The organism is Halomonas sp. M1, assembly GCF_029581375.1.
Classification (GTDB): Bacteria; Pseudomonadota; Gammaproteobacteria; order Pseudomonadales; family Halomonadaceae; genus Vreelandella.
In genome coordinates, this window is record NZ_CP121119.1 from 3009860 (window position 1) to 3027392 (window position 17533).

At 56.0% G+C, this 17533-nt stretch carries 22 protein-coding genes; 14 read left to right on the forward strand and 8 right to left on the reverse strand.

Annotation, left to right across the window (positions count from 1 at the left end):
• Window positions 1–40 precede the first annotated feature (40 nt).
• From P8S54_RS13845 to rimI, 3 genes are read left to right on the forward strand one after another with little or no spacing between them, the layout of a single operon-like run.
• Window positions 41–349 carry a BolA/IbaG family iron-sulfur metabolism protein gene (locus P8S54_RS13845; protein WP_009098591.1) on the forward strand — a complete coding sequence of 103 codons (309 nt, stop codon included), beginning with the start codon at window positions 41–43 and terminating at the stop codon, window positions 347–349.
• Complete coding sequence (locus P8S54_RS13850) at window positions 346–1173, forward strand: hypothetical protein (RefSeq protein ID WP_281442195.1); 828 nt, start codon at window positions 346–348, stop codon at window positions 1171–1173. Before P8S54_RS13845 ends, P8S54_RS13850 begins: the two co-directional genes overlap by 4 nt.
• Entirely contained in the window at window positions 1170–1613 is a 444-nt protein-coding gene (gene rimI / locus P8S54_RS13855) for a ribosomal protein S18-alanine N-acetyltransferase (RefSeq protein ID WP_281442196.1), read from the forward strand. Before P8S54_RS13850 ends, rimI begins: the two co-directional genes overlap by 4 nt.
• Before the next feature lie 12 nt (window positions 1614–1625).
• Here rimI and zapB read toward each other — a convergent pair whose 3' ends face one another.
• The gene (gene zapB / locus P8S54_RS13860; RefSeq protein ID WP_009098594.1) at window positions 1626–1814 is read right to left on the reverse strand and encodes a cell division protein ZapB; all 189 of its coding nucleotides are present in this window, start codon (window positions 1812–1814) and stop codon (window positions 1626–1628) included.
• 104 nt (window positions 1815–1918) lie between these two features.
• Window positions 1919–2527, reverse strand: a complete 609-nt coding sequence (rsmD, locus tag P8S54_RS13865; protein ID WP_035540447.1) for a 16S rRNA (guanine(966)-N(2))-methyltransferase RsmD — start codon at window positions 2525–2527, stop codon at window positions 1919–1921.
• Window positions 2528–2616: 89 nt separating this feature from the next.
• Between rsmD and ftsY the strand changes: the two genes are divergently transcribed.
• The 4 genes from ftsY (at window position 2617) to rpoH (ending at window position 6735) form a co-directional block, all read left to right on the forward strand.
• Entirely contained in the window at window positions 2617–3930 is a 1314-nt protein-coding gene (ftsY, locus tag P8S54_RS13870; protein ID WP_281442197.1) for a signal recognition particle-docking protein FtsY, read from the forward strand.
• Complete coding sequence (gene ftsE, locus P8S54_RS13875) at window positions 3927–4595, forward strand: cell division ATP-binding protein FtsE (protein WP_009098598.1); 669 nt, start codon at window positions 3927–3929, stop codon at window positions 4593–4595. The genes ftsY and ftsE overlap by 4 nt, the downstream gene beginning before the upstream one ends.
• Complete coding sequence (gene ftsX, locus P8S54_RS13880; protein WP_281442198.1) at window positions 4592–5632, forward strand: permease-like cell division protein FtsX; 1041 nt, start codon at window positions 4592–4594, stop codon at window positions 5630–5632. The genes ftsE and ftsX overlap by 4 nt, the downstream gene beginning before the upstream one ends.
• 236 nt (window positions 5633–5868) lie before the next feature.
• Entirely contained in the window at window positions 5869–6735 is an 867-nt protein-coding gene (gene rpoH, locus P8S54_RS13885) for an RNA polymerase sigma factor RpoH (protein ID WP_009098602.1), read from the forward strand.
• A gap of 85 nt (window positions 6736–6820) precedes the next feature.
• Here the strand turns inward: rpoH and slmA are convergent, their stop codons facing one another.
• The 5 genes from slmA to coaBC form a co-directional block, all read right to left on the reverse strand.
• Window positions 6821–7429 carry a nucleoid occlusion factor SlmA gene (gene slmA, locus P8S54_RS13890; RefSeq protein ID WP_281442199.1) on the reverse strand — a complete coding sequence of 203 codons (609 nt, stop codon included), beginning with the start codon at window positions 7427–7429 and terminating at the stop codon, window positions 6821–6823.
• 22 nt (window positions 7430–7451) lie between these two features.
• Complete coding sequence (argB, locus tag P8S54_RS13895; RefSeq protein WP_009098606.1) at window positions 7452–8351, reverse strand: acetylglutamate kinase; 900 nt, start codon at window positions 8349–8351, stop codon at window positions 7452–7454.
• A gap of 75 nt (window positions 8352–8426) precedes the next feature.
• Window positions 8427–9815 (reverse strand): phosphomannomutase/phosphoglucomutase, encoded by a 1389-nt coding sequence (locus P8S54_RS13900; protein WP_281442200.1) that lies wholly within the window; start codon window positions 9813–9815, stop codon window positions 8427–8429.
• A gap of 50 nt (window positions 9816–9865) precedes the next feature.
• Entirely contained in the window at window positions 9866–10327 is a 462-nt protein-coding gene (gene dut / locus P8S54_RS13905) for a dUTP diphosphatase (protein WP_281442201.1), read from the reverse strand.
• On the reverse strand, window positions 10324–11610 hold the full coding sequence (gene coaBC / locus P8S54_RS13910; RefSeq protein ID WP_281442202.1) for a bifunctional phosphopantothenoylcysteine decarboxylase/phosphopantothenate--cysteine ligase CoaBC: 1287 nt from the start codon (window positions 11608–11610) through the stop codon (window positions 10324–10326). The genes dut and coaBC overlap by 4 nt, the downstream gene beginning before the upstream one ends.
• Before the next feature lie 148 nt (window positions 11611–11758).
• Here coaBC and radC point away from each other — a divergent pair, with 148 nt between their 5' ends.
• The 7 genes from radC to ald all read left to right on the forward strand — a co-directional run bounded on the left by radC (window position 11759) and on the right by ald (window position 17189).
• Window positions 11759–12433: a DNA repair protein RadC gene (gene radC, locus P8S54_RS13915; RefSeq protein WP_009098617.1), complete on the forward strand. Its 675-nt coding sequence runs from the start codon at window positions 11759–11761 to the stop codon at window positions 12431–12433.
• A 251-nt stretch (window positions 12434–12684) separates the two neighbouring features.
• The gene (gene rpmB / locus P8S54_RS13920) at window positions 12685–12921 is read left to right on the forward strand and encodes a 50S ribosomal protein L28 (protein WP_009098620.1); all 237 of its coding nucleotides are present in this window, start codon (window positions 12685–12687) and stop codon (window positions 12919–12921) included.
• A 38-nt stretch (window positions 12922–12959) separates the two neighbouring features.
• Window positions 12960–13115 carry a 50S ribosomal protein L33 gene (rpmG, locus tag P8S54_RS13925; RefSeq protein ID WP_009098622.1) on the forward strand — a complete coding sequence of 52 codons (156 nt, stop codon included), beginning with the start codon at window positions 12960–12962 and terminating at the stop codon, window positions 13113–13115.
• A gap of 184 nt (window positions 13116–13299) precedes the next feature.
• The gene (gene mutM, locus P8S54_RS13930) at window positions 13300–14127 is read left to right on the forward strand and encodes a bifunctional DNA-formamidopyrimidine glycosylase/DNA-(apurinic or apyrimidinic site) lyase (RefSeq protein ID WP_281442203.1); all 828 of its coding nucleotides are present in this window, start codon (window positions 13300–13302) and stop codon (window positions 14125–14127) included.
• Window positions 14128–14202: 75 nt separating this feature from the next.
• The gene (locus P8S54_RS13935) at window positions 14203–15393 is read left to right on the forward strand and encodes a class I SAM-dependent rRNA methyltransferase (RefSeq protein WP_281442204.1); all 1191 of its coding nucleotides are present in this window, start codon (window positions 14203–14205) and stop codon (window positions 15391–15393) included.
• Between the two features lie 61 nt (window positions 15394–15454).
• The gene (locus P8S54_RS13940) at window positions 15455–15904 is read left to right on the forward strand and encodes a thioesterase family protein (RefSeq protein ID WP_281442205.1); all 450 of its coding nucleotides are present in this window, start codon (window positions 15455–15457) and stop codon (window positions 15902–15904) included.
• A 163-nt stretch (window positions 15905–16067) separates the two neighbouring features.
• A complete protein-coding gene (gene ald, locus P8S54_RS13945) occupies window positions 16068–17189 on the forward strand; it encodes an alanine dehydrogenase (RefSeq protein ID WP_281442206.1) in 1122 nt (373 codons plus the stop codon).
• A 78-nt stretch (window positions 17190–17267) separates the two neighbouring features.
• Here the strand turns inward: ald and P8S54_RS13950 are convergent, their stop codons facing one another.
• The gene (locus P8S54_RS13950) at window positions 17268–17516 is read right to left on the reverse strand and encodes a SlyX family protein (RefSeq protein WP_009101706.1); all 249 of its coding nucleotides are present in this window, start codon (window positions 17514–17516) and stop codon (window positions 17268–17270) included.
• Between the last annotated feature and the right edge of the window lie 17 nt (window positions 17517–17533).

Consider the following 17533-nt stretch of genomic DNA (forward strand, 5'->3'; position numbering starts at 1 on the left):
GGCGTACAATAGGGCGGTTGCTGATTGAAGGAGAGCCCCCATGGCGATGCAGACACAAATAGAGCAGAAGTTAGCGGCGTTAACCCCGGACGTGCTGCACGTAGAGAATGAAAGCCATATGCATAACGTGCCAGCGAACGCCGAAACTCACTTTAAAGTGACCCTGGTGAGCGATAGCTTCGATGGCATGATGCCGGTGAAGCGCCATCAGCAAATTTACGCCCTGTTGGCTGATGAGCTAACAGGCCCGGTGCACGCGTTGGCGCTGCATCTGTACACGCCCAAAGAGTGGCAGGCACGGGGCGGCGAGCGCCCGGATTCTCCCAACTGCCGCGGCGGCGGCCAGTGACCCCAGAGGTTATTCGCAGGCAGTATCTTGACGCCATGGGCATCACTGCCTGGGCGTCACGTTATGAACTGCCTAACGCGCTGCCTACCCAAGCCTGCGAGTGGGAAGACGCCCCTGCGTCTCAACCCCCTCGCGAGCGCTTGCATGCCTTGCTGGATGACGCCCCCGCACCCCCGCGCCCGCGCAGCCAAACACCGTCTGCTGCAACCCCTTCCTCGGTGCCCTCAGGGGCTGCATCGCCGTCGGCCGTGCGCGCACTGCTAGGCCAGGAGGCGCCTGCCGTTGCCCCAGCAGTGGAAGCACCCGCCGAGCCTGCGGCAAGCATTACGCCGATTCAGCAGGCACAGCCGCTTGAATTCAGCCTCTCCTGTGTGTGTCTCGGTGGACGCTGGCTGGCGATTTGTGAGGGTGAGCTTGGGCCCAGCGAGCAGCAGTTGTTGGCCAACATGCTGCGGGCAGCAGGCGTGCTAAACGGCGCGCTGCCAGCGGTCATCTATTTTAAATGGCCGCCAATGGCCACCGTGTTTACGCCGGAAGAGCCGCTAGAAGAAGCCCGGGATGGCGTGGCTGCTTTTATAGCCGGTGCCGCCAGTCGGCAAGGCTGGCAGCTAGAGCACGTGCTGTGGTGGGGAGCTGATTCAGTAGCCGATGACGCACCCTTGGTGCAGGTAATGGCGGTTAATCAGGATAAGAGTCATACCTTGGGGCTGCCGGTATGGCAGGGGCCCGCTTTAGCGACGCTTACCCAGAGTGGCAATGCTAAGCGTGCGCTATGGCCTAAGCTAGTCGCGCTAGCTGATCAGTGGCGAAGCTCAGCGCCGTGATTAGTCCGCTGACCCCCTCACATGCTGCTTTGCTCCACGCCCTTGAAGCCGAGGCCTATAGCGGTGCAAGCCCGCAGCAGCTTAGCGATGCGCTCAGCGATACGACATCACAAGTAGTCGGGTTTTGGCAGCAAAATGGACTCATGGGCTACGCCATGGTGGCACGCCTACCCTTTGATGCTGAACTGCAGGCCATTGCTGTATTGCCTGCATGCCAAGGGCGGGGGATTGGAAGGCAGCTGCTTGGGGAGGTGATCGCGTGTGCTGAGCAGTGGCAAAGCGAACGGCTATTGCTTGAGGTGCGGGCAAGTAACCAGCCTGCCATCCGACTGTATCAGCAGCATGGTTTTAGCGAAGATGGCCGCCGCCGACATTACTACCCGGCAGTGCAAGGGGCTACCGGGCGAGAAGATGCACTCTTAATGTCGCGGCCCTGCTAAAGCGCGTTGCTATCAGGCATTGTCGTCCATGCCATCAAATTTGCTAAGCACGCCCTGTAAGCGGCGTTCCCACTCTTCACGCTCCTGTTTCAACTGAGCGTTTTCGCTACGCAGCTCTTCGTTTTCCAGTTTCATCATTTCCAGCGCTTCGACGGTGTCGGTGACTTTCTGCTCTAGCTGGTTAAACAATTCAAGGCTCATGCCTACCTCCAGTAAATAGCGGCGGGGGGTGTCCGCCGTTAAGGGAATAAAATAGCCAATCAATCGGGCGAGCGTAACGCCGCGGCAGGGCGGCGGCAAGCGCTTTACGCTGGCTGGCGATAATAGAGCCTTGCAGTACTCTCGCCAGCGCGGGTTTCACGGTGTAGCTGCCAGTTAGCAGGCACCTCTGGCGTCAGTGTTTGCTCGGTTTCCAGATAGATGGTTGCTTCCTGTGCTAGCCAACCCCCCGCTTCCAGTGCTGCGCAGCAGGGGGCAGCAAGCCCCTGATGAAACGGCGGGTCTAAAAAGACAACGTCCGCAGGCTGGCCCAGTGAGCCAAGAAACGTCAGCGCATCGGCGGTGACGACCTCGCCTTGAGGCGCCCCAAGGGATGCTAGGTTGTCGCGGATTAACGTGGCCACCTGCGCATCGCGCTCGACAAAGATAACCTGGGAAGCTCCCCGGGAGAGCGCCTCAATTCCCAGCGCGCCCGTGCCCGCAAATAAGTCCAGCACCTGTGTGCCATAGAGCTGTTGGCCGAGCCAATTAAACAGCGTTTCGCGCACGCGGTCTGGCGTGGGCCTTAAGCCAGGATGGTCGAGCACGGGAAGCTGGCGGCGGCGAAAATCACCGCCGATAATACGCAGCTTGCCCATGGGCTTTGCGTCAGCGCGTCGGGAAGTAGATGAGTGTGGGGGGCGTTGTCGTTTCATAATGCGGATTGTAGCGGGCTGCTTATCCAAAGTCTTGGTTGGCGGTGGTAGGATGGTCACAATGTTCACTTTTAAGTCGGATGACACCCATGTTTGGTTTTTTCAAGCGTAAGAAAAAGCACGACTCCCAGCAGGAGCAGCAAGAAAATCAACAGCCCTTAGAGCAGCATGATCAGCAAGCGCCGATGGATGCTCCCGCTGAGCCAGATCCTCTAAATGATGAGCAGCCAACTACTGCAGAAAAACCAGCCCCTACAGAAGCGAGGATTGAGCCGGTAGCGCCTATCCCGGATGCTGAGCCAGAGCCAGAGCCAGAGCCAGAGCCAGAGCCAGAGCCAGAGCCAGAGCCAGAGCCAGAGCCAGAGCCAGAGCCAGAGCCAGAACCAGAACCAGAACCAGAATCGACACCCGCGCCTAAACCGGCCTTGCAAGAAAAGCCGGTGGCCGAACAAGGTGACAAAAAGGGTTGGTTTGCCCGCATTAAGTCAGGCCTGGGTAAAACACGTGCCAATCTTACCGACGGCATCGCTGATCTGTTTTTAGGTAAAAAGCAGATAGACGACGAGCTGCTTGAAGACCTAGAGACTCAACTGCTCATGGCCGATGTGGGGATTGAGGCCACCAGCGAGATTATCGAGCGGCTTGAGGCTCGGGTATCACGCAAAGAGTTAAACAACCCTGAAGCGCTGTATCGCGGTTTGCAGGAGGAGCTGGCGGCCATGCTGTCGCCGGTGGCCACACCGCTTAGCTTTGAAAAAGAGAGTGATGGTCCCTTTGTTATCTTAGTGGTAGGGGTCAATGGGGTGGGTAAAACCACGACCATCGGCAAGCTGACTCAGCGTTTCCAGCGTGAAGGTAAAAGCGTCATGCTGGCCGCGGGCGATACCTTCCGCGCAGCGGCAGTAGAGCAGCTTAAGGTATGGGGCGAACGTAACAGCGTGCCGGTGATTGCCCAGCACACCGGAGCCGATAGCGCTTCGGTGATTTACGACGCAGTGGCGGCGGCAAAAGCGCGCGGTGTGGACGTACTGATTGCCGACACCGCTGGGCGGCTGCACAACAAAAGCCACCTGATGGAAGAACTGAAAAAAGTCCACCGTGTCATGCAGAAGCTAGATACAACAGCCCCTCACGAGGTGATGCTAGTGCTGGATGCGGGTACCGGGCAAAACGCCATTTCCCAGGCCAGCACCTTCAACGAAGCCGTGCCCATCAGCGGTATTACGCTTACCAAGCTGGATGGTACTGCCAAGGGGGGGATTATCTTTGCTTTGGCTAAACAGCTGGAAACGCCGATTCGCTTTATCGGTGTTGGTGAAGGGATAGATGATCTGCGCCCCTTTGATGCCAATGACTTCGTCACAGCGCTGTTTGACCAGCAAGGGGACGATAGTCGCGGATGATCGCTTTTGAACATGTGGGAAAGCGCTATGGAGGGCGCTTTGACGCGCTGGCGCACCTCAACTTTCGCGTTGCGAGAGGAGAAATGGTGTTTCTTACCGGCCACTCCGGTGCAGGTAAAAGCTCGCTGCTACGGCTGATTATGCGCCTTGAAAAGCCCAGCCGTGGTCGTGTGGTAGTGGCTGGGCACGATATCGCCCAGTTACACCCTAGCCAGGTGCCGTTTTATCGTCGACAAATTGGCGTGGTCTTTCAGGATCACCAGCTACTATTCGATCGTAGCGTTTACCACAATGTTTCGCTGCCCCTGGAAATTCAGGGGGTAGAACCCCGTGAAGCGGCGCGGCGGGTACGCGCCGCGCTTGATAAAGTAGGGCTTTTACACCGTGAAAAAGCGCTGCCGGTAGAGCTTTCCGGTGGCGAGCAGCAGCGGGTGGGTATTGCCCGCGCAGTGGTCAATAAGCCTGCTTTACTGCTTGCTGACGAACCCACCGGTAACCTGGATCCACAGCTCTCTGCTGACATTATGGCGCTGTTTGAGGATTTCAATCGAATCGGCACGACGGTGATGATCGCCAGCCACGACTTGGCGCTGATCGCCCGGCTGCGTCACCGCATTTTGCGCCTGCGCGATGGGCGATTAATTGCTGACGAGGGGGCCGTATGAAGCGTGCCGTGACACCCCGCACGAAAGGCGCGGCGCCCAAAGGTCAACGTCAAGCGGCGAAGCGGCCCAGTGAGCCGCCTGCTGAGCGGCGCGGCGCGCGTTCACAGCAAACGCGCTTTACCAGTCGGCTTCGTGCATGGGGGCGCCACCACCGGGCCATGGCTTTCGATAGCCTCTACCGGCTGGTGCGCCACCCGGTGGGTAATCTGCTAACGATGCTGGCCATTGCCATTGCCCTGGTGCTGCCCGCCGCCCTGTGGCTCACGCTTGATAGCGCTAAGCTGTTGGATGCGGAGCTAGAAGAGAGCGCCACGTTAACCGTGTACCTGGAAACTGCTGTAGATGCTGCACAGGCGGCGCGTATTGAGGAGGCGGTTGGCGCAGAAGACGATGTTATGCAAACCCGCTTGATCAGCGCAGAAGAGGGTATGGCGGAGTTTCAACAGTCGCTAGGGTTAGATGACGCCTTGGCCGGGCTTGAAGATAACCCGCTGCCCGCCAGCATTGTGATTTACCCGCAAAGCGTTGACCCCATTGCCATGGATCAATTGGCCCAGCGGCTTGAAACGTTTACTGGGGTGGACGAAGTGCGCCTTGATTTAGCCTGGGTGGAGCGCCTGCGCCACTTGGCTAACCTTGGCCGCCGTGTTGCGCTTGCGCTCGGGGCATTGTTCGGGCTAGGGGTATTGTTGGTAGTCGGCAATACAATACGGCTTGCTGTTGAGAGCCGTCGGCGGGAAATCGAAGTGGTTATGCTGATTGGCGCCACCCATGCGTTTGTCCGGCGGCCTTTTTTGTACAGTGGCGCCTGGTATGGCTTTGGCGGCGGTTTGTTAGCGTTAGGATTGCTAGGGCTTGGTAACCACTGGCTAGCGATGCCTGTAGCAGCATTGGCGGCAAGCTATGGCGCTAATTTTGTCTTGCCGCAATTAGACGTGGCGGGGTCTACAATTCTGCTATCTTGCAGTACACTATTGGGCTGGTTAGGCGCATGGCTGGCCGTTACGCGACACCTTTCCAGTATTCGTCCACGCTAATCACTTTTTAATGGCTACCAGCGTATTACTCACCGCTATAGTTGTTATTGTTATGTGGGCATAAACGGGAATTACCACCCCTGTTTTTATAAGGGTGCGGTGCACAGCGTAAACACGTACGGTATCGCTCGCCTGAACCTTATGCTTAGGCTAAAGTCTTAGTAGGTAACACACAACGTATCGGCCCACCACGCCAGTACGTTTCCACGATTGGTTACAAGGGAGACCACCTGAACATGAGCACTAGTCTTATACCGGTGGGACAGCTTTCTCCAGGCCATGACCTGGGCGGCTATATTCAAGCGGTAAACGGTATTCCTGTTCTCAGTGTTGAGGAGGAGCGTGAGCTCGCATTCCGCCTCCACGATGAAGGGGATCTCGAAGCTGCACGCCGTCTGGTGCTTTCGCACTTGCGTTTTGTTGTGCACATTGCCCGCAGTTACTCAGGCTATGGCTTACCCCAGGCGGATCTGATCCAAGAGGGTAACGTCGGCTTGATGAAGGCTGTTAAGCGCTTTGATCCTAATCAGGGTGTGCGTTTGGTGTCGTTTGCCGTGCACTGGATCAAAGCAGAAATTCACGAGTTTGTACTGCGCAACTGGCGAATTGTAAAAATCGCCACCACCAAAGCGCAGCGTAAGCTGTTCTTCAACCTGCGCAGTGCTAAAAAGCGGTTATCCTGGCTGAATAACGACGAAGTCAGCGCAATTGCTAAAGACCTCGATGTTAAGCCGGAGATTGTTCGTGATATGGAGGGCCGTCTTTCGGCGTTTGATGCAGGCTATGATGCCTCTCCCGGTGAAGATGACGAGAGCACGTATCAAGCGCCTGCCTTCTTTCTAGACGATGCCTCGGCAGATCCAGCATCACAGATTGAAGATAGCGACTTTGAAGAGGACTCCACGCGTCGTCTTCAGTTGGCGCTGAAAGATCTGGATGAGCGCTCACGGGATATTTTGCAGCGTCGTTGGTTGACCGACGATAAAGCAACGCTTCACGATCTTGCCGACATATACGGCGTGAGCGCTGAGCGTATTCGACAGCTCGAAAAGAACGCAATGAAAAAGCTGCGTCAGAAAATGGGTGAGGCGTTAGCCGCGTAAAGTCGATGTGGTCGTAGTCGACGTAGTCATAAAAAACCCCGAAGGTACTACCTTCGGGGTTTTTTGATGCGTGAATGCTTATCTGCTAGGCAGGCTGCACCGTTTCCCGTAGCAGTTGGCTAGAAAGCATCGCCCACTGGTCTTCCCAATATTCAGTGGGCAGGCGTTTAAAGTCGCTGCGCACATATTGGGAGATACGCCCTTCTACGTGAGCAATCAGCAGGTTGGCGGCAGCTGAAGCGGGAATGGTCGTGCGCGTGCCTTCCCGAATCTCGGCCTCCCTTAGCACCTGCTTAAGCTGGGTTTCCAGGCGTTCAAACAGCTGGTGAACCCGCTGGCGTAAGCGTGCGGTTTCGCCGGTCAGTACGTCGCCACCAAGCACCCTGGCAAGCCCCGGGTTCTTCTCAGCAAACCCAAGCAGCAGTGCTAGCATAGTGCCGCTGCGGCCCACGGCCTCGGGTATGTCCTCCAGAATGCGGGTAATACGTGCAAAAATGCTCTCTTCGATGAAGTCGATCAACCCCTCAAACATGCGTGCCTTACTGGGAAAGTGGCGGTAAAGCGCCGCTTCCGAGACCCCTACTTGGCGGGCCAGGGCGGCGGTGGTAATTCGCTTGCCGCTGTCCTCTTCCAGCATAATGGCCAGTGCGTGCAGAATTTGCTCGCGGCGGTGCGGTTTCTGGTCGTCGCTCATGACGTTAAGCCCTCCGTCGCGGTTATTCTGCGTCTGTGATGAGGGTGCCTACCCCAGCGTTGGTAAAGATTTCCAGCAAAACCGCGTGGGGAACGCGGCCATCAATGATATGGGCACTGTTTACTCCCCCTTTCACGGCGTCTAACGCGCAGCGTATTTTGGGTAGCATGCCGCCATAAATGGTGCCGTCAGCAATTAAGCCATCAACTTGGGCAGTGGTAAGGCCGGTAAGCACCTCGCCTTCACTATTCATCAGGCCTGCGACGTTTGTTAAGAGCATCAGCTTTTCAGCGCTTAGCGCTTCAGCTAGCTTGCCAGCCACCAGGTCGGCGTTAATGTTGTAGCTATGCCCTTCGGCATCAACGCCAATGGGCGCAATAACCGGAATAAAGTCGCGAGCCGCGAGCATCTCGATCAGGTCGGTAGAGATTGCTTCTACCTCGCCCACATGACCGATATCGATAATTTCCGGTGCCGTCATCTCGGGGCTTTGATGTTCAACCTTGAGCTTGCGTGCGCGAATTTGCGCGCCGTCTTTCCCGGTTAATCCAATCGCTTTGCCGCCGCTTTGGTTAATCAGGTTAACGATGCTTTTGTTTACCAGGCCGCCCAGTACCATTTCCACGACGTCCATGGTTTGGGAGTCGGTGACACGCATTCCATTAACAAAGCGCGATTCGATATTGAGCTTTTCCAGCAGGCTGCCAATTTGTGGGCCGCCACCGTGGACAACGACAGGGTTAATGCCGACCTCTTTCATCAGGACGATGTTGCGGGCGAAAGAGTCCATCAGCGTATCTTCGGTCATGGCGTTGCCGCCGTATTTAACCACTACGGTTTTACCGGAAAACTGTTGGATATAGGGGAGGGCTTCTGACAGCACCTCCACAACGACCTGTGGGTCGCGGCTTGCTGAACTCATGACGTTATCCCTTTGCTTTTTTTAATCGCTGCTAGGTAATTTGCTGTTTTATTTTATTGCGTTCTAAAGGTGCGCTCATTGTGCTGGGGTTTCAGGAATCTTAAGCGCTGGTGAAACCGCTGCCAGCGCTTGGGCAAAGCGTTCGCGGATACGGGTAAGTGCCGTGGCATCTTTGCCTTCAAAGCGCAGCACTAGAGCTGGCGTTGTGTTGGACGCGCGACATAACCCCCAGCCGTCGGGGTAGTCGACGCGAATGCCATCCAGCGTGGTTCTGACACCTTCGCCGAAGTTGCCTTCACGAGCAAGCTTCTCGACAATGGCAAATTTTTCTTCGTCTGGTACCGTGATGTTGATCTCGGGTGTGCCCACATCTTGTGGAAATTGATCAAACAGCGCGTCGGCACTGCCAGGATACCGCGCTAAAATTTCCAGCAGGCGGGCGGCGGCATAGAGGCCGTCGTCAAAGCCATACCAGCGCTCTTTGAAAAAGATATGCCCACTCATTTCACCACCCAGCTCAGCGCCTGTTTCCCGCATGCGCGCTTTAATGAGTGAGTGGCCGGTGCGCCACATTTCGGGTTCGCCGCCTGCTTTACTGATGACTTTGGCTAGGTTGCCGGTGCATTTGATATCGAAGATCACCTTGGCACCGGGGGTGCGCGATAGCATGTCAGTTGCAAATAACATTAGCAGGTGATCGGGATAGATCATGCGGCCGCTGGGTGTGACAACCCCTAAGCGGTCGCCGTCGCCGTCAAACGCGAGGCCAATATCGGCGCCGGTTTGTTGCACATGGTGGATTAAATCCTGAAGGTTTTCAGGCTTGCCAGGGTCGGGGTGGTGATTGGGAAAGTGGCCGTCAATCTCAGCGAATAGCGGTGTAGTGGTAACACCCAGCCGCTCAATAAGCGCTGGGCCTAGCTCCCCCGCGACGCCGTTCCCGCAGTCCACCACGGCGCTCAGCGGCCTCTCTACGTGCACGTCACTGAGGATACGCGCCAAATAGGCGGCGCGTAGATCATGCGCTCGCACGCTGCCTTCGCCGTGGGTAAAGTCGCCGGCTTGTATCCGCTCGTAGAGCGCGGTGATGGCGTCGCCTGAGAGTGTTTCCCCCGCCAGGACAATTTTAAAACCGTTGTAATCAGGCGGATTATGGCTGCCAGTTAACATCACGCCAGAGCTGCTCTCAGGCAGCGTGTGGGTCGCAAAGTAGAGCACCGGCGTGGGTACCATGCCGATATCAATGACATCCCGCCCAGCGGCTTGCAGGCCACGCATCAGCGCCGCTTGCAGACGTGGCCCAGAAAGCCGCCCATCCCGGGCAACAATCACCGTATGTTCGCCGCGGGCAGCGGCCTCCGAGCCGATGGCGCGACCAATCAGCTCAGTGGTGGCTTCATTGAGCGTGCTATCGACAATGCCGCGGATGTCATAAGCGCGAAAGATGGAGGCAGGTACGGTCATGGTCAGTCCTTGAGAAGCGGGCCTTAATAAGCGCTGAGTGGACGGGCTGTCTATTGACGGCCTGTACTTCCAAAGCCGCCAGTGCCGCGAGTGGAGTCTTCAAAGGTTTCCACAATGGCAAGGTCTGCCTGGATCACGGGCACCAGCACGTACTGCGCGAGACGCTCGAAAGGCGCCAGCGTAAAGCTTGTTTGACCACGGTTCCACACCGAGATCATCAGCTCTCCCTGGTAGTCGGAGTCAATCAGCCCCACTAGGTTGCCCAGCACAATGCCGTGCTTATGGCCCAAGCCCGAGCGGGGCAGAATCATGCCTGCAAGGCTTGGGTCTTCAATATAGATGGCAAGGCCAGTGCGCACGAGTTCGCAGTCGCCGGGGGCAAGGGTTAGCGGTTCATCTAACAGTGCCCGTAGATCCATCCCCGCAGAGCCTGCCGTGGCGTAGGAGGGCAGGTAGTCGAGCAGGCGATCATCTAATACGTTGCACTGCAGGCGTGGGCGGGGGCTGCTCATGATAATGCTCCGGAGGGTTGAGGGGGGAGTAGCGTCAGCGCTTGGCGAATGATGAGGGTCGCCAGCGCTTTTTTAGTTTGCGGCGGCGCTGCCAACTGCTCAGTGCCAGAGGTTGCCCGCCAAAGGAGCAGGGCCGCGTTGTCGTCGCTGCCAAAGCCGAGACCCTGCTGGGAAACATCATTGGCAACGATCATATCTAGCCCCTTGCGCTGCAACTTGTCGTTTGCGTAGCGCGGTACATCCTGGGTTTCAGCGGCAAAGCCCACCACAAAGGGGCGTTGGCTGTTGGGCAGTGCAGCGACCTCGGCAATAATGTCAGGGTTTTTAATCAGCGTAAGGGTAAGCGTGTCGTTATCGTCGGTTTTTTTGATTTTATGCACGGCAGCGCTTTCGGCGCGGTAGTCGGCAACCGCTGCACAGCCAATAAACAGCGCTGCCTGTGGCGCTAAGCGCAGCGCTTCTTGGTGCATCTGAAGCGCTGTTTCCACGTCAATGCGTGCGACGCCTTGGGGGGTGGGTAGATTCACCGGGCCGCTGATTAACGTGACCCGTGCGCCTTGCGCTGCTGCTTCAGCGGCTAGTGCATAGCCCATCTTGCCTGAGCTGTGGTTCGACAAGTAGCGCACTGGGTCCAGCGCCTCTCGAGTAGGGCCTGCGGTAATCACAATATGTGGTGCACGGCTGGATATTTCGCCAGACGCTTTGACGGGAGGCGAAAAGTGCTGAGCTAGCGCGTTAAAAATCTCTTCTGGCTCGCTCATTCGGCCTGGGCCCACATCTCCGCAGGCTTGATCCCCAGCCGCTGGGCCAATCAGTTGCCAGCTATCGCTGGCTAACTGCGCCACATTGCGCTGGGTGGCAGGGTGGCGCCACATGGCCTGGTTCATCGCAGGGGCGATCAGCTTGGGTGCTTCAGAGGCTAGGCACAGCGTGGTTAGCAGGTCATCCGCCATGCCATGCACTAAACGGGCGATTAAGTCGGCGGTAGCTGGGGCAATAACCACGGCGTCTGCCCAGCGGGCCAATTCAATATGGCCCATGCCAGCTTCGGCTTCGGGGTCTAGCAGTGAAGTGCGCACAGGCTCCCCGGAGAGCGCCTGCAGGGTTAGCGGCGTGATAAAGGCTTGGGCGCCCTCGGTCATTACCACGCGTACCTCGCAGCCCGCTTGCTTGAATAAGCGAACAAGTAGCGCGCTTTTATAGGCCGCGATACCCGCGCTAACGCCTAGCAGCAGGCGTTTGCCGGTAAGCGACGATAAAGAAGATAGCGGAAGTGAAGCCATGGCGGGCAGTCCAGTGTGACGTTCGTAAAGAGGCTTACCATACCATTTGACTGATTATTTTGGCATGCTCCGGCAGAGAGTATAAAAGCTAGTTATAGTGAGATGTTGGTGGTCGAGGGGTTTTAAACTAACAAGCAGGGAGGCGTGGATGGGGATTAATCATTGGCCAGAAGGTGAGCGACCAAGAGAGAAACTGTTAAACATGGGCGCCCAGGCACTTTCAGATGCCGAACTGTTGGCGATTTTTCTGCGTGTAGGCGTTAAAGGACGCTCGGCAGTGGATTTGGCGCGGGATCTGCTGAGCAGTTTTGGTGGGTTAAGGCAGCTGCTTGAGGCCGATCAAACGCAGTTCTGTGCGGCTAGGGGGCTGGGTAGCGCGAAGTTTGCTCAATTACAGGCAACGCTTGAGCTTTCCAGGCGCCATTTGGCGAGTCAACTGGCGCGTGGTAACGCGCTAACTTCACCTGCGCTGGTACGCCACTATCTCAGTTCCCAGCTGCGCCATTTAGGACATGAAGAGTTTGCAGTGCTTTTTTTGGATACCCAGCACCGAATTATTCGCTATGAATCCCTGTTTCGCGGTACCCTAGACAGCGCGTCCGTTTACCCCCGCGAAGTTGCCAAGCGTGCGTTAGAATTGCACGCAGGTGCTGTCATCCTGGCACACAACCACCCATCGGGTGTTGCTGAGCCAAGCGATGCTGATCGACGTATCACCGAACGCTTAAAAGATGCTCTTGCACTCTTCGATGTGCGGGTGCTTGATCATTTTGTGGTGGGTGACGGTGATGTGGTTTCATTTGCCGAGCGCGGCTGGCTATAAAAAAGATAAGCGACACAATGGCCTTAAGGTTTTGGTTGCTTGTCTAAGTAAACTGACCAAAAAACGTCTTTTTTGGCCTTTTTGGGCGGTTTTCCTTGCCGGTGGCTAGGCGCTCTGGTATAAAGTGCCACCTTTAAACTTGGGTTGAATAACGGATTTGGGTAAAGCTTGGCGGTTAACGGCGTCGACTCCTTCCCTGCTCCGGTTTGCCCGACAGTTTTGAACAACTCGCCAAGTGGTTGGAGGCTCTCATGTCCAAAGTATGTCAGGTTACCGGCAAGCGTCCGGTAACTGGAAATAACGTTTCTCACTCCCAGCGTAAGACACGTCGTCGTTTCTTGCCGAACCTGCACACCCATCGTTTTTGGGTTGAAGCTGAAAACCGCTTCGTCAAACTGCGCGTTTCCTCTAAAGGTATGCGTATTATTGACAAGAAAGGTATCGAGTCGGTTCTGGTTGATATCCGCAAGCGCGGCGACGCGATCTAAGCCAGCTTTTGGCTAAGCACTTTTGGGAGAGTTAAACCATGCGCGATAAGATCAAGTTGGTGTCTAGTGCCGGTACAGGCCACTTCTACACCACTGATAAGAACAAGCGGAACACACCGGATAAGTTCGAATTCAAGAAATACGACCCGGTCGTCCGTAAGCACGTTATCTACAAGGAAGCCAAGATCAAGTAATCACGGTTACGATGATCGGCTTTCACTGCAGGCGAGCGCCTGTTGAAAAACCCGGCCCCAAGCCGGGTTTTTGCATGTCTGCTTGTTAGCGTCTCTGTTAGGGCGTGCCACTTTTGCGTCAGTAAGGAGTGGCAACGTCACTGCCAGGGCCGTTGTCATTGTGCTGTCATCATAGGCTTTCATCATGCCCGAATTGCCTGAAGTTGAAACGACACGACGCGGTATTGCCCCCTATTTGGAAGGGCAGGAGATCAGTGAAGTGCTTGTTCGCCAGCCGCGTCTTCGTGTACCCGTGCCTGATGATCTTGCTGAGCGACTGGTAGGGGCGCGGGTTGGTGTGTTAAAACGCCGGGCCAAGTACTTACAAATCCCCTTGGTAGTGCCTGAAGGGGGTGCCACGCTATTGTGGCACCTAGGCATGTCGGGCAGCTTGCGCATCGCTCGCGTGGGGGATTTGCCGAAAAAACATGATCATGTGGACGTGGTGACTACCTCGGGTTACGTGCTGCGTTATCACGACCCACGCCGCTTTGGTTTTGTTGATTGGCAGCAGGGTGATGGCAGCCTAGATAAACGCTTGGCACACCTTGGGCCAGAGCCGTTAGGCGACGCGTTTAACGGCCGCTGGTTATATAACGCGTCACGTAATAAGCGCGTTGCGGTGAAGCCCTTTTTGATGGATAACCGCGTGGTGGTTGGCGCGGGTAATATCTATGCAGCCGAGGCACTGTTTATGGCGGGTATTGACCCGCGTCGCGCGGCAGGGCGTATCTCCCTAGCGCGTTATCAGGCGCTTGCTACTGCGGTTAAAGACGTATTGGCGGCGGCGATTACCCAGGGCGGCACGACACTGCGTGATTTTGTTAGCGGCCAGGGTGAGCCGGGCTACTTTGCCCAGCAACTCAATGTGTACGGGCGCCATGGGCAGCCCTGCCTGCGCTGTGGCACGGAGCTTAGACGCATTACCCTTGGTCAGCGCGCTAGTGTGTTTTGTCCCGGCTGTCAGCGTTAACGACCGCTTTTTTTACTGTTTGTCTGTGCTTTCAGAGCCTATGTGCTTTGTGAGATTGCTCTTTTGGAGATTGTTGTGACTCAACGCCTGCGCCTGAATAAAGATGCCGATCGCCGCCTAAAAGCGGGCCATCTATGGATCTACTCTAACGAAGTAGATATCAAAGAGACGCCGCTGAAAAATTTTGCCGCAGGTGAGCCTGCACTCATTGAAGCATCGAACGGTAAAACCCTTGGGGTGGCCTACGTTAATCCGCACTCGCTCATCTGTGCGCGCGTGATGTCTCGCGACCCGGAAATGCGTTTAGACCGTTCGTTGTTTATACACCGCTTTAACCAAGCGTTGGCCCTACGCCAACGTCTGTTTGATAAGCCGTTTTACCGTTTGATTCACGGTGAAGGTGATCTGCTACCGGGCTTGGTGATTGACCGTTTTGGCGATGTGGTCGTGGTGCAACTTAATACAGCGGGTATGCAGGCACTGGCGGAAGATATTGTCGACGCCCTGGAAAAAGTTATTAAGCCCAGTGCCATTGTCTTCCGTAACGATACGGGTGGCCGTCGTCAGGAAGGCCTGGAAGCTCACGTTGAAGTTGTGAAAGGCATACTGCCCGATGAAGTGCTGCTGGAAGAGAACGGCGTGCAGTTTGCAGTGCCGGTACTTAACGGCCAGAAAACCGGATGGTTCTTTGATCACCGGGTTAACCGCGCATGGCTAAATAGCCAAGTGGCGGGTAAGCGGGTGCTGGACGTATTCAGTTATGTGGGAGGCTGGGGTGTGCAGGCGGCAGTCAGCGGTGCGACTGAGGTGCTGTGCATCGACTCCTCGGCCCCAGCGCTTGATCAAGTGGCGCGTAACGCCGAGCTAAACGGTGTGCAGGAGCAGGTCGCGGTGGGTGCGGGCGATGCGTTTGAGGCCCTAGCGGCGCTGAAAGCCGACGGCGAACAGTTCGACGTGGTGATTCTTGACCCGCCTGCGTTTATCAAAAAACGCAAAGACATTCCCAATGGTGAGCGCGCGTATGCCCGCTTAAACCGTGAAGCGATGCGCTTATTGGGTCGCGACGGCTTGTTACTTTCAGCCTCGTGCTCCATGCACCTCGCGCCTGAGCGCTTGGTTGACGTAGTGCGCGGTGCGGTGCGCCACCAAGATCGTCACGGCCAGGTGATTTTCCAGGGCCACCAGGGGCCTGACCATCCAGTGCATCCGGCTATTCCTGAAACCTCGTATCTGAAAGCGTTAGGCGTGCGAGTGTTCCGTGATTAAGCCTTCCAGCAGGCTACTGGTGTAGAGCAATAGTGTAGGGCAATAAAGCAAGGAGGAGTCAATGGAGTGGGCGTTGCCGGATCCTTTTGTGATCGATATCCACGTGACCCACGAGGCGATTGATGCCTACCAGCATGTCAATAACGGCGAGTATTTACGCTGGGTTGAACAAGTGAGCTGGGCCCACTCCGAGGCGTTGGGGCTTTCTCTTGAGCGTTATCGTGCGCTTGACCGAGCGATGGTCGTGCATCGCCATGAGCTGGACTATCTGGCGCCTGGTTTTGTAAACGACCATCTGCAGCTGGCGACATGGATTGTTGCCAGCGATGGACGCTTTAGCCTTACCCGACGCTTCCAGCTTAAGCGTGTAAGCGATGGTAAAACGCTGCTGAATGCGCGTACCCGGTTCGCTTGCGTTGCTCTTTCTAGCGGTCGCCCCAAGCGGCTGCCCGACGAGTATCAGCGTATTTACGGAGGTGCGCTGGTGGCAGCGTCGGAAATTGAAAATTAGCGATGATTTTTTTGTCTAAGCTTTTTAAGCGCTAGATTTTTCTATAAAAAACGCCTTTAGCGGCGTTTTTTTTGTTTTCCTTTTTGGTGCTGGTAGACGACGTTAGCTGTGCTGTAATGAAGTCTGGATCGTTTATATAAAGCCCAAGCCAGGAGAATATCTAATGCAAGTCGCTATCCCCAAAGAGATTAAAAATCACGAATATCGAGTGGCGCTTACCCCTACCGGTGTGCGCGAATTGGCAGGGCGTGGTCATACAGTGTGGGTGCAGGCGGGAGCGGGTGAAGGAGCAGGGTTTAGCGATAGCGATTATGAGGCCGCGGGTGCAACGATTGAGGCTGATGTAGAAGCGCTATGGCAAAACGCTGAGCTGATTCTTAAAGTAAAAGAGCCTCAGCCGGAGGAGGTCGCCCGGCTAACGTCTAATCACACCTTATTTACCTACCTTCATTTAGCCGCTGAGAAAAAGCTGACCCAGGCTCTGATGGCGAGCGGCGCTACCTGCATTGCTTATGAAACGATTACGGATGGAAGGGGAGGCTTGCCGCTACTGGCGCCGATGAGCACCGTGGCGGGCCGTATGGCAATTCAGGCCGGCGCACATAGCTTAGAGAAAGCCCAGGGCGGTTCAGGGGTGCTTTTGCCCGGCGTGCCGGGGGTGGCACCTGGCAAGGTGACCGTGATTGGCGGTGGCGTAGTGGGTGAAAACGCTGCGCGCATGGCGTTAGGCTTAGGGGCAGAGGTAACCATTCTGGAAAAGTCCATTGCCCGTTTAGAGGTGTTGGATGACCGTTACCAAGGGCGTATCAAAACGGTTTATTCAACGGCAGATGCTCTGGATGACGCGGTTAAAATGTCCGATATGATCATCGGCGCCGTGCTTATCCCAGGTGCAGCGGCGCCTAAGTTAATCACCCGCGCTATGCTGGCCGACATGCAGCCCGGCAGCGTGCTGGTAGATGTGGCTATTGATCAGGGCGGCTGTTTTGAAACCAGCAGGCCCACCACTCACGCTGAGCCAACCTACATGGTGGATGGCATTGTTCACTACTGTGTGGCCAATATGCCGGGCGCAGTGGCGCGTACATCCACCTTGGGGCTAACGAATGCCACGCTCCCCTTTGTGCTGGCGCTAGCAAATAAAGGATGGCAGCAAGCGCTTAAGGATGACGCCCATTTCTTGCCGGGGCTTAACGTGCACAATGGCAATATCACCTATCAAGCGGTGGCAGAGGCCTTCGGTTTGGAAAGCGTCAGCCCTGCCGATGTGTTAAACAACGTTTAAAACTAAACCAACGGCAACGACCTGCGAGCTGGGATGATCGTCCGTGAGTATTAGCCAGTGAGTATTAGCCAGTGAGTATTAGTAGTGGGGCGGTATTTCATCTTCTGGGCGAGAGGAGCCTTGGGAGTCGCTTGCTTGTAGCGCCTGATGCTGCTCGCGAAGGCGTTCGCGCATTAGGGCGCTTAGCTGCTCCAGTTTTTCTAAACGGCGCTCTTGCTGGGCAACCGCTTGGTCAAGAGTGTCCAGCCAATGCTCTTGATACGCTAAGCGACTCTCTAAAGATTCAAAACGTTGAGTTAGCTCAGCGGGCGATAAGTCGTTTGTCATGATAACATCGTCACCTT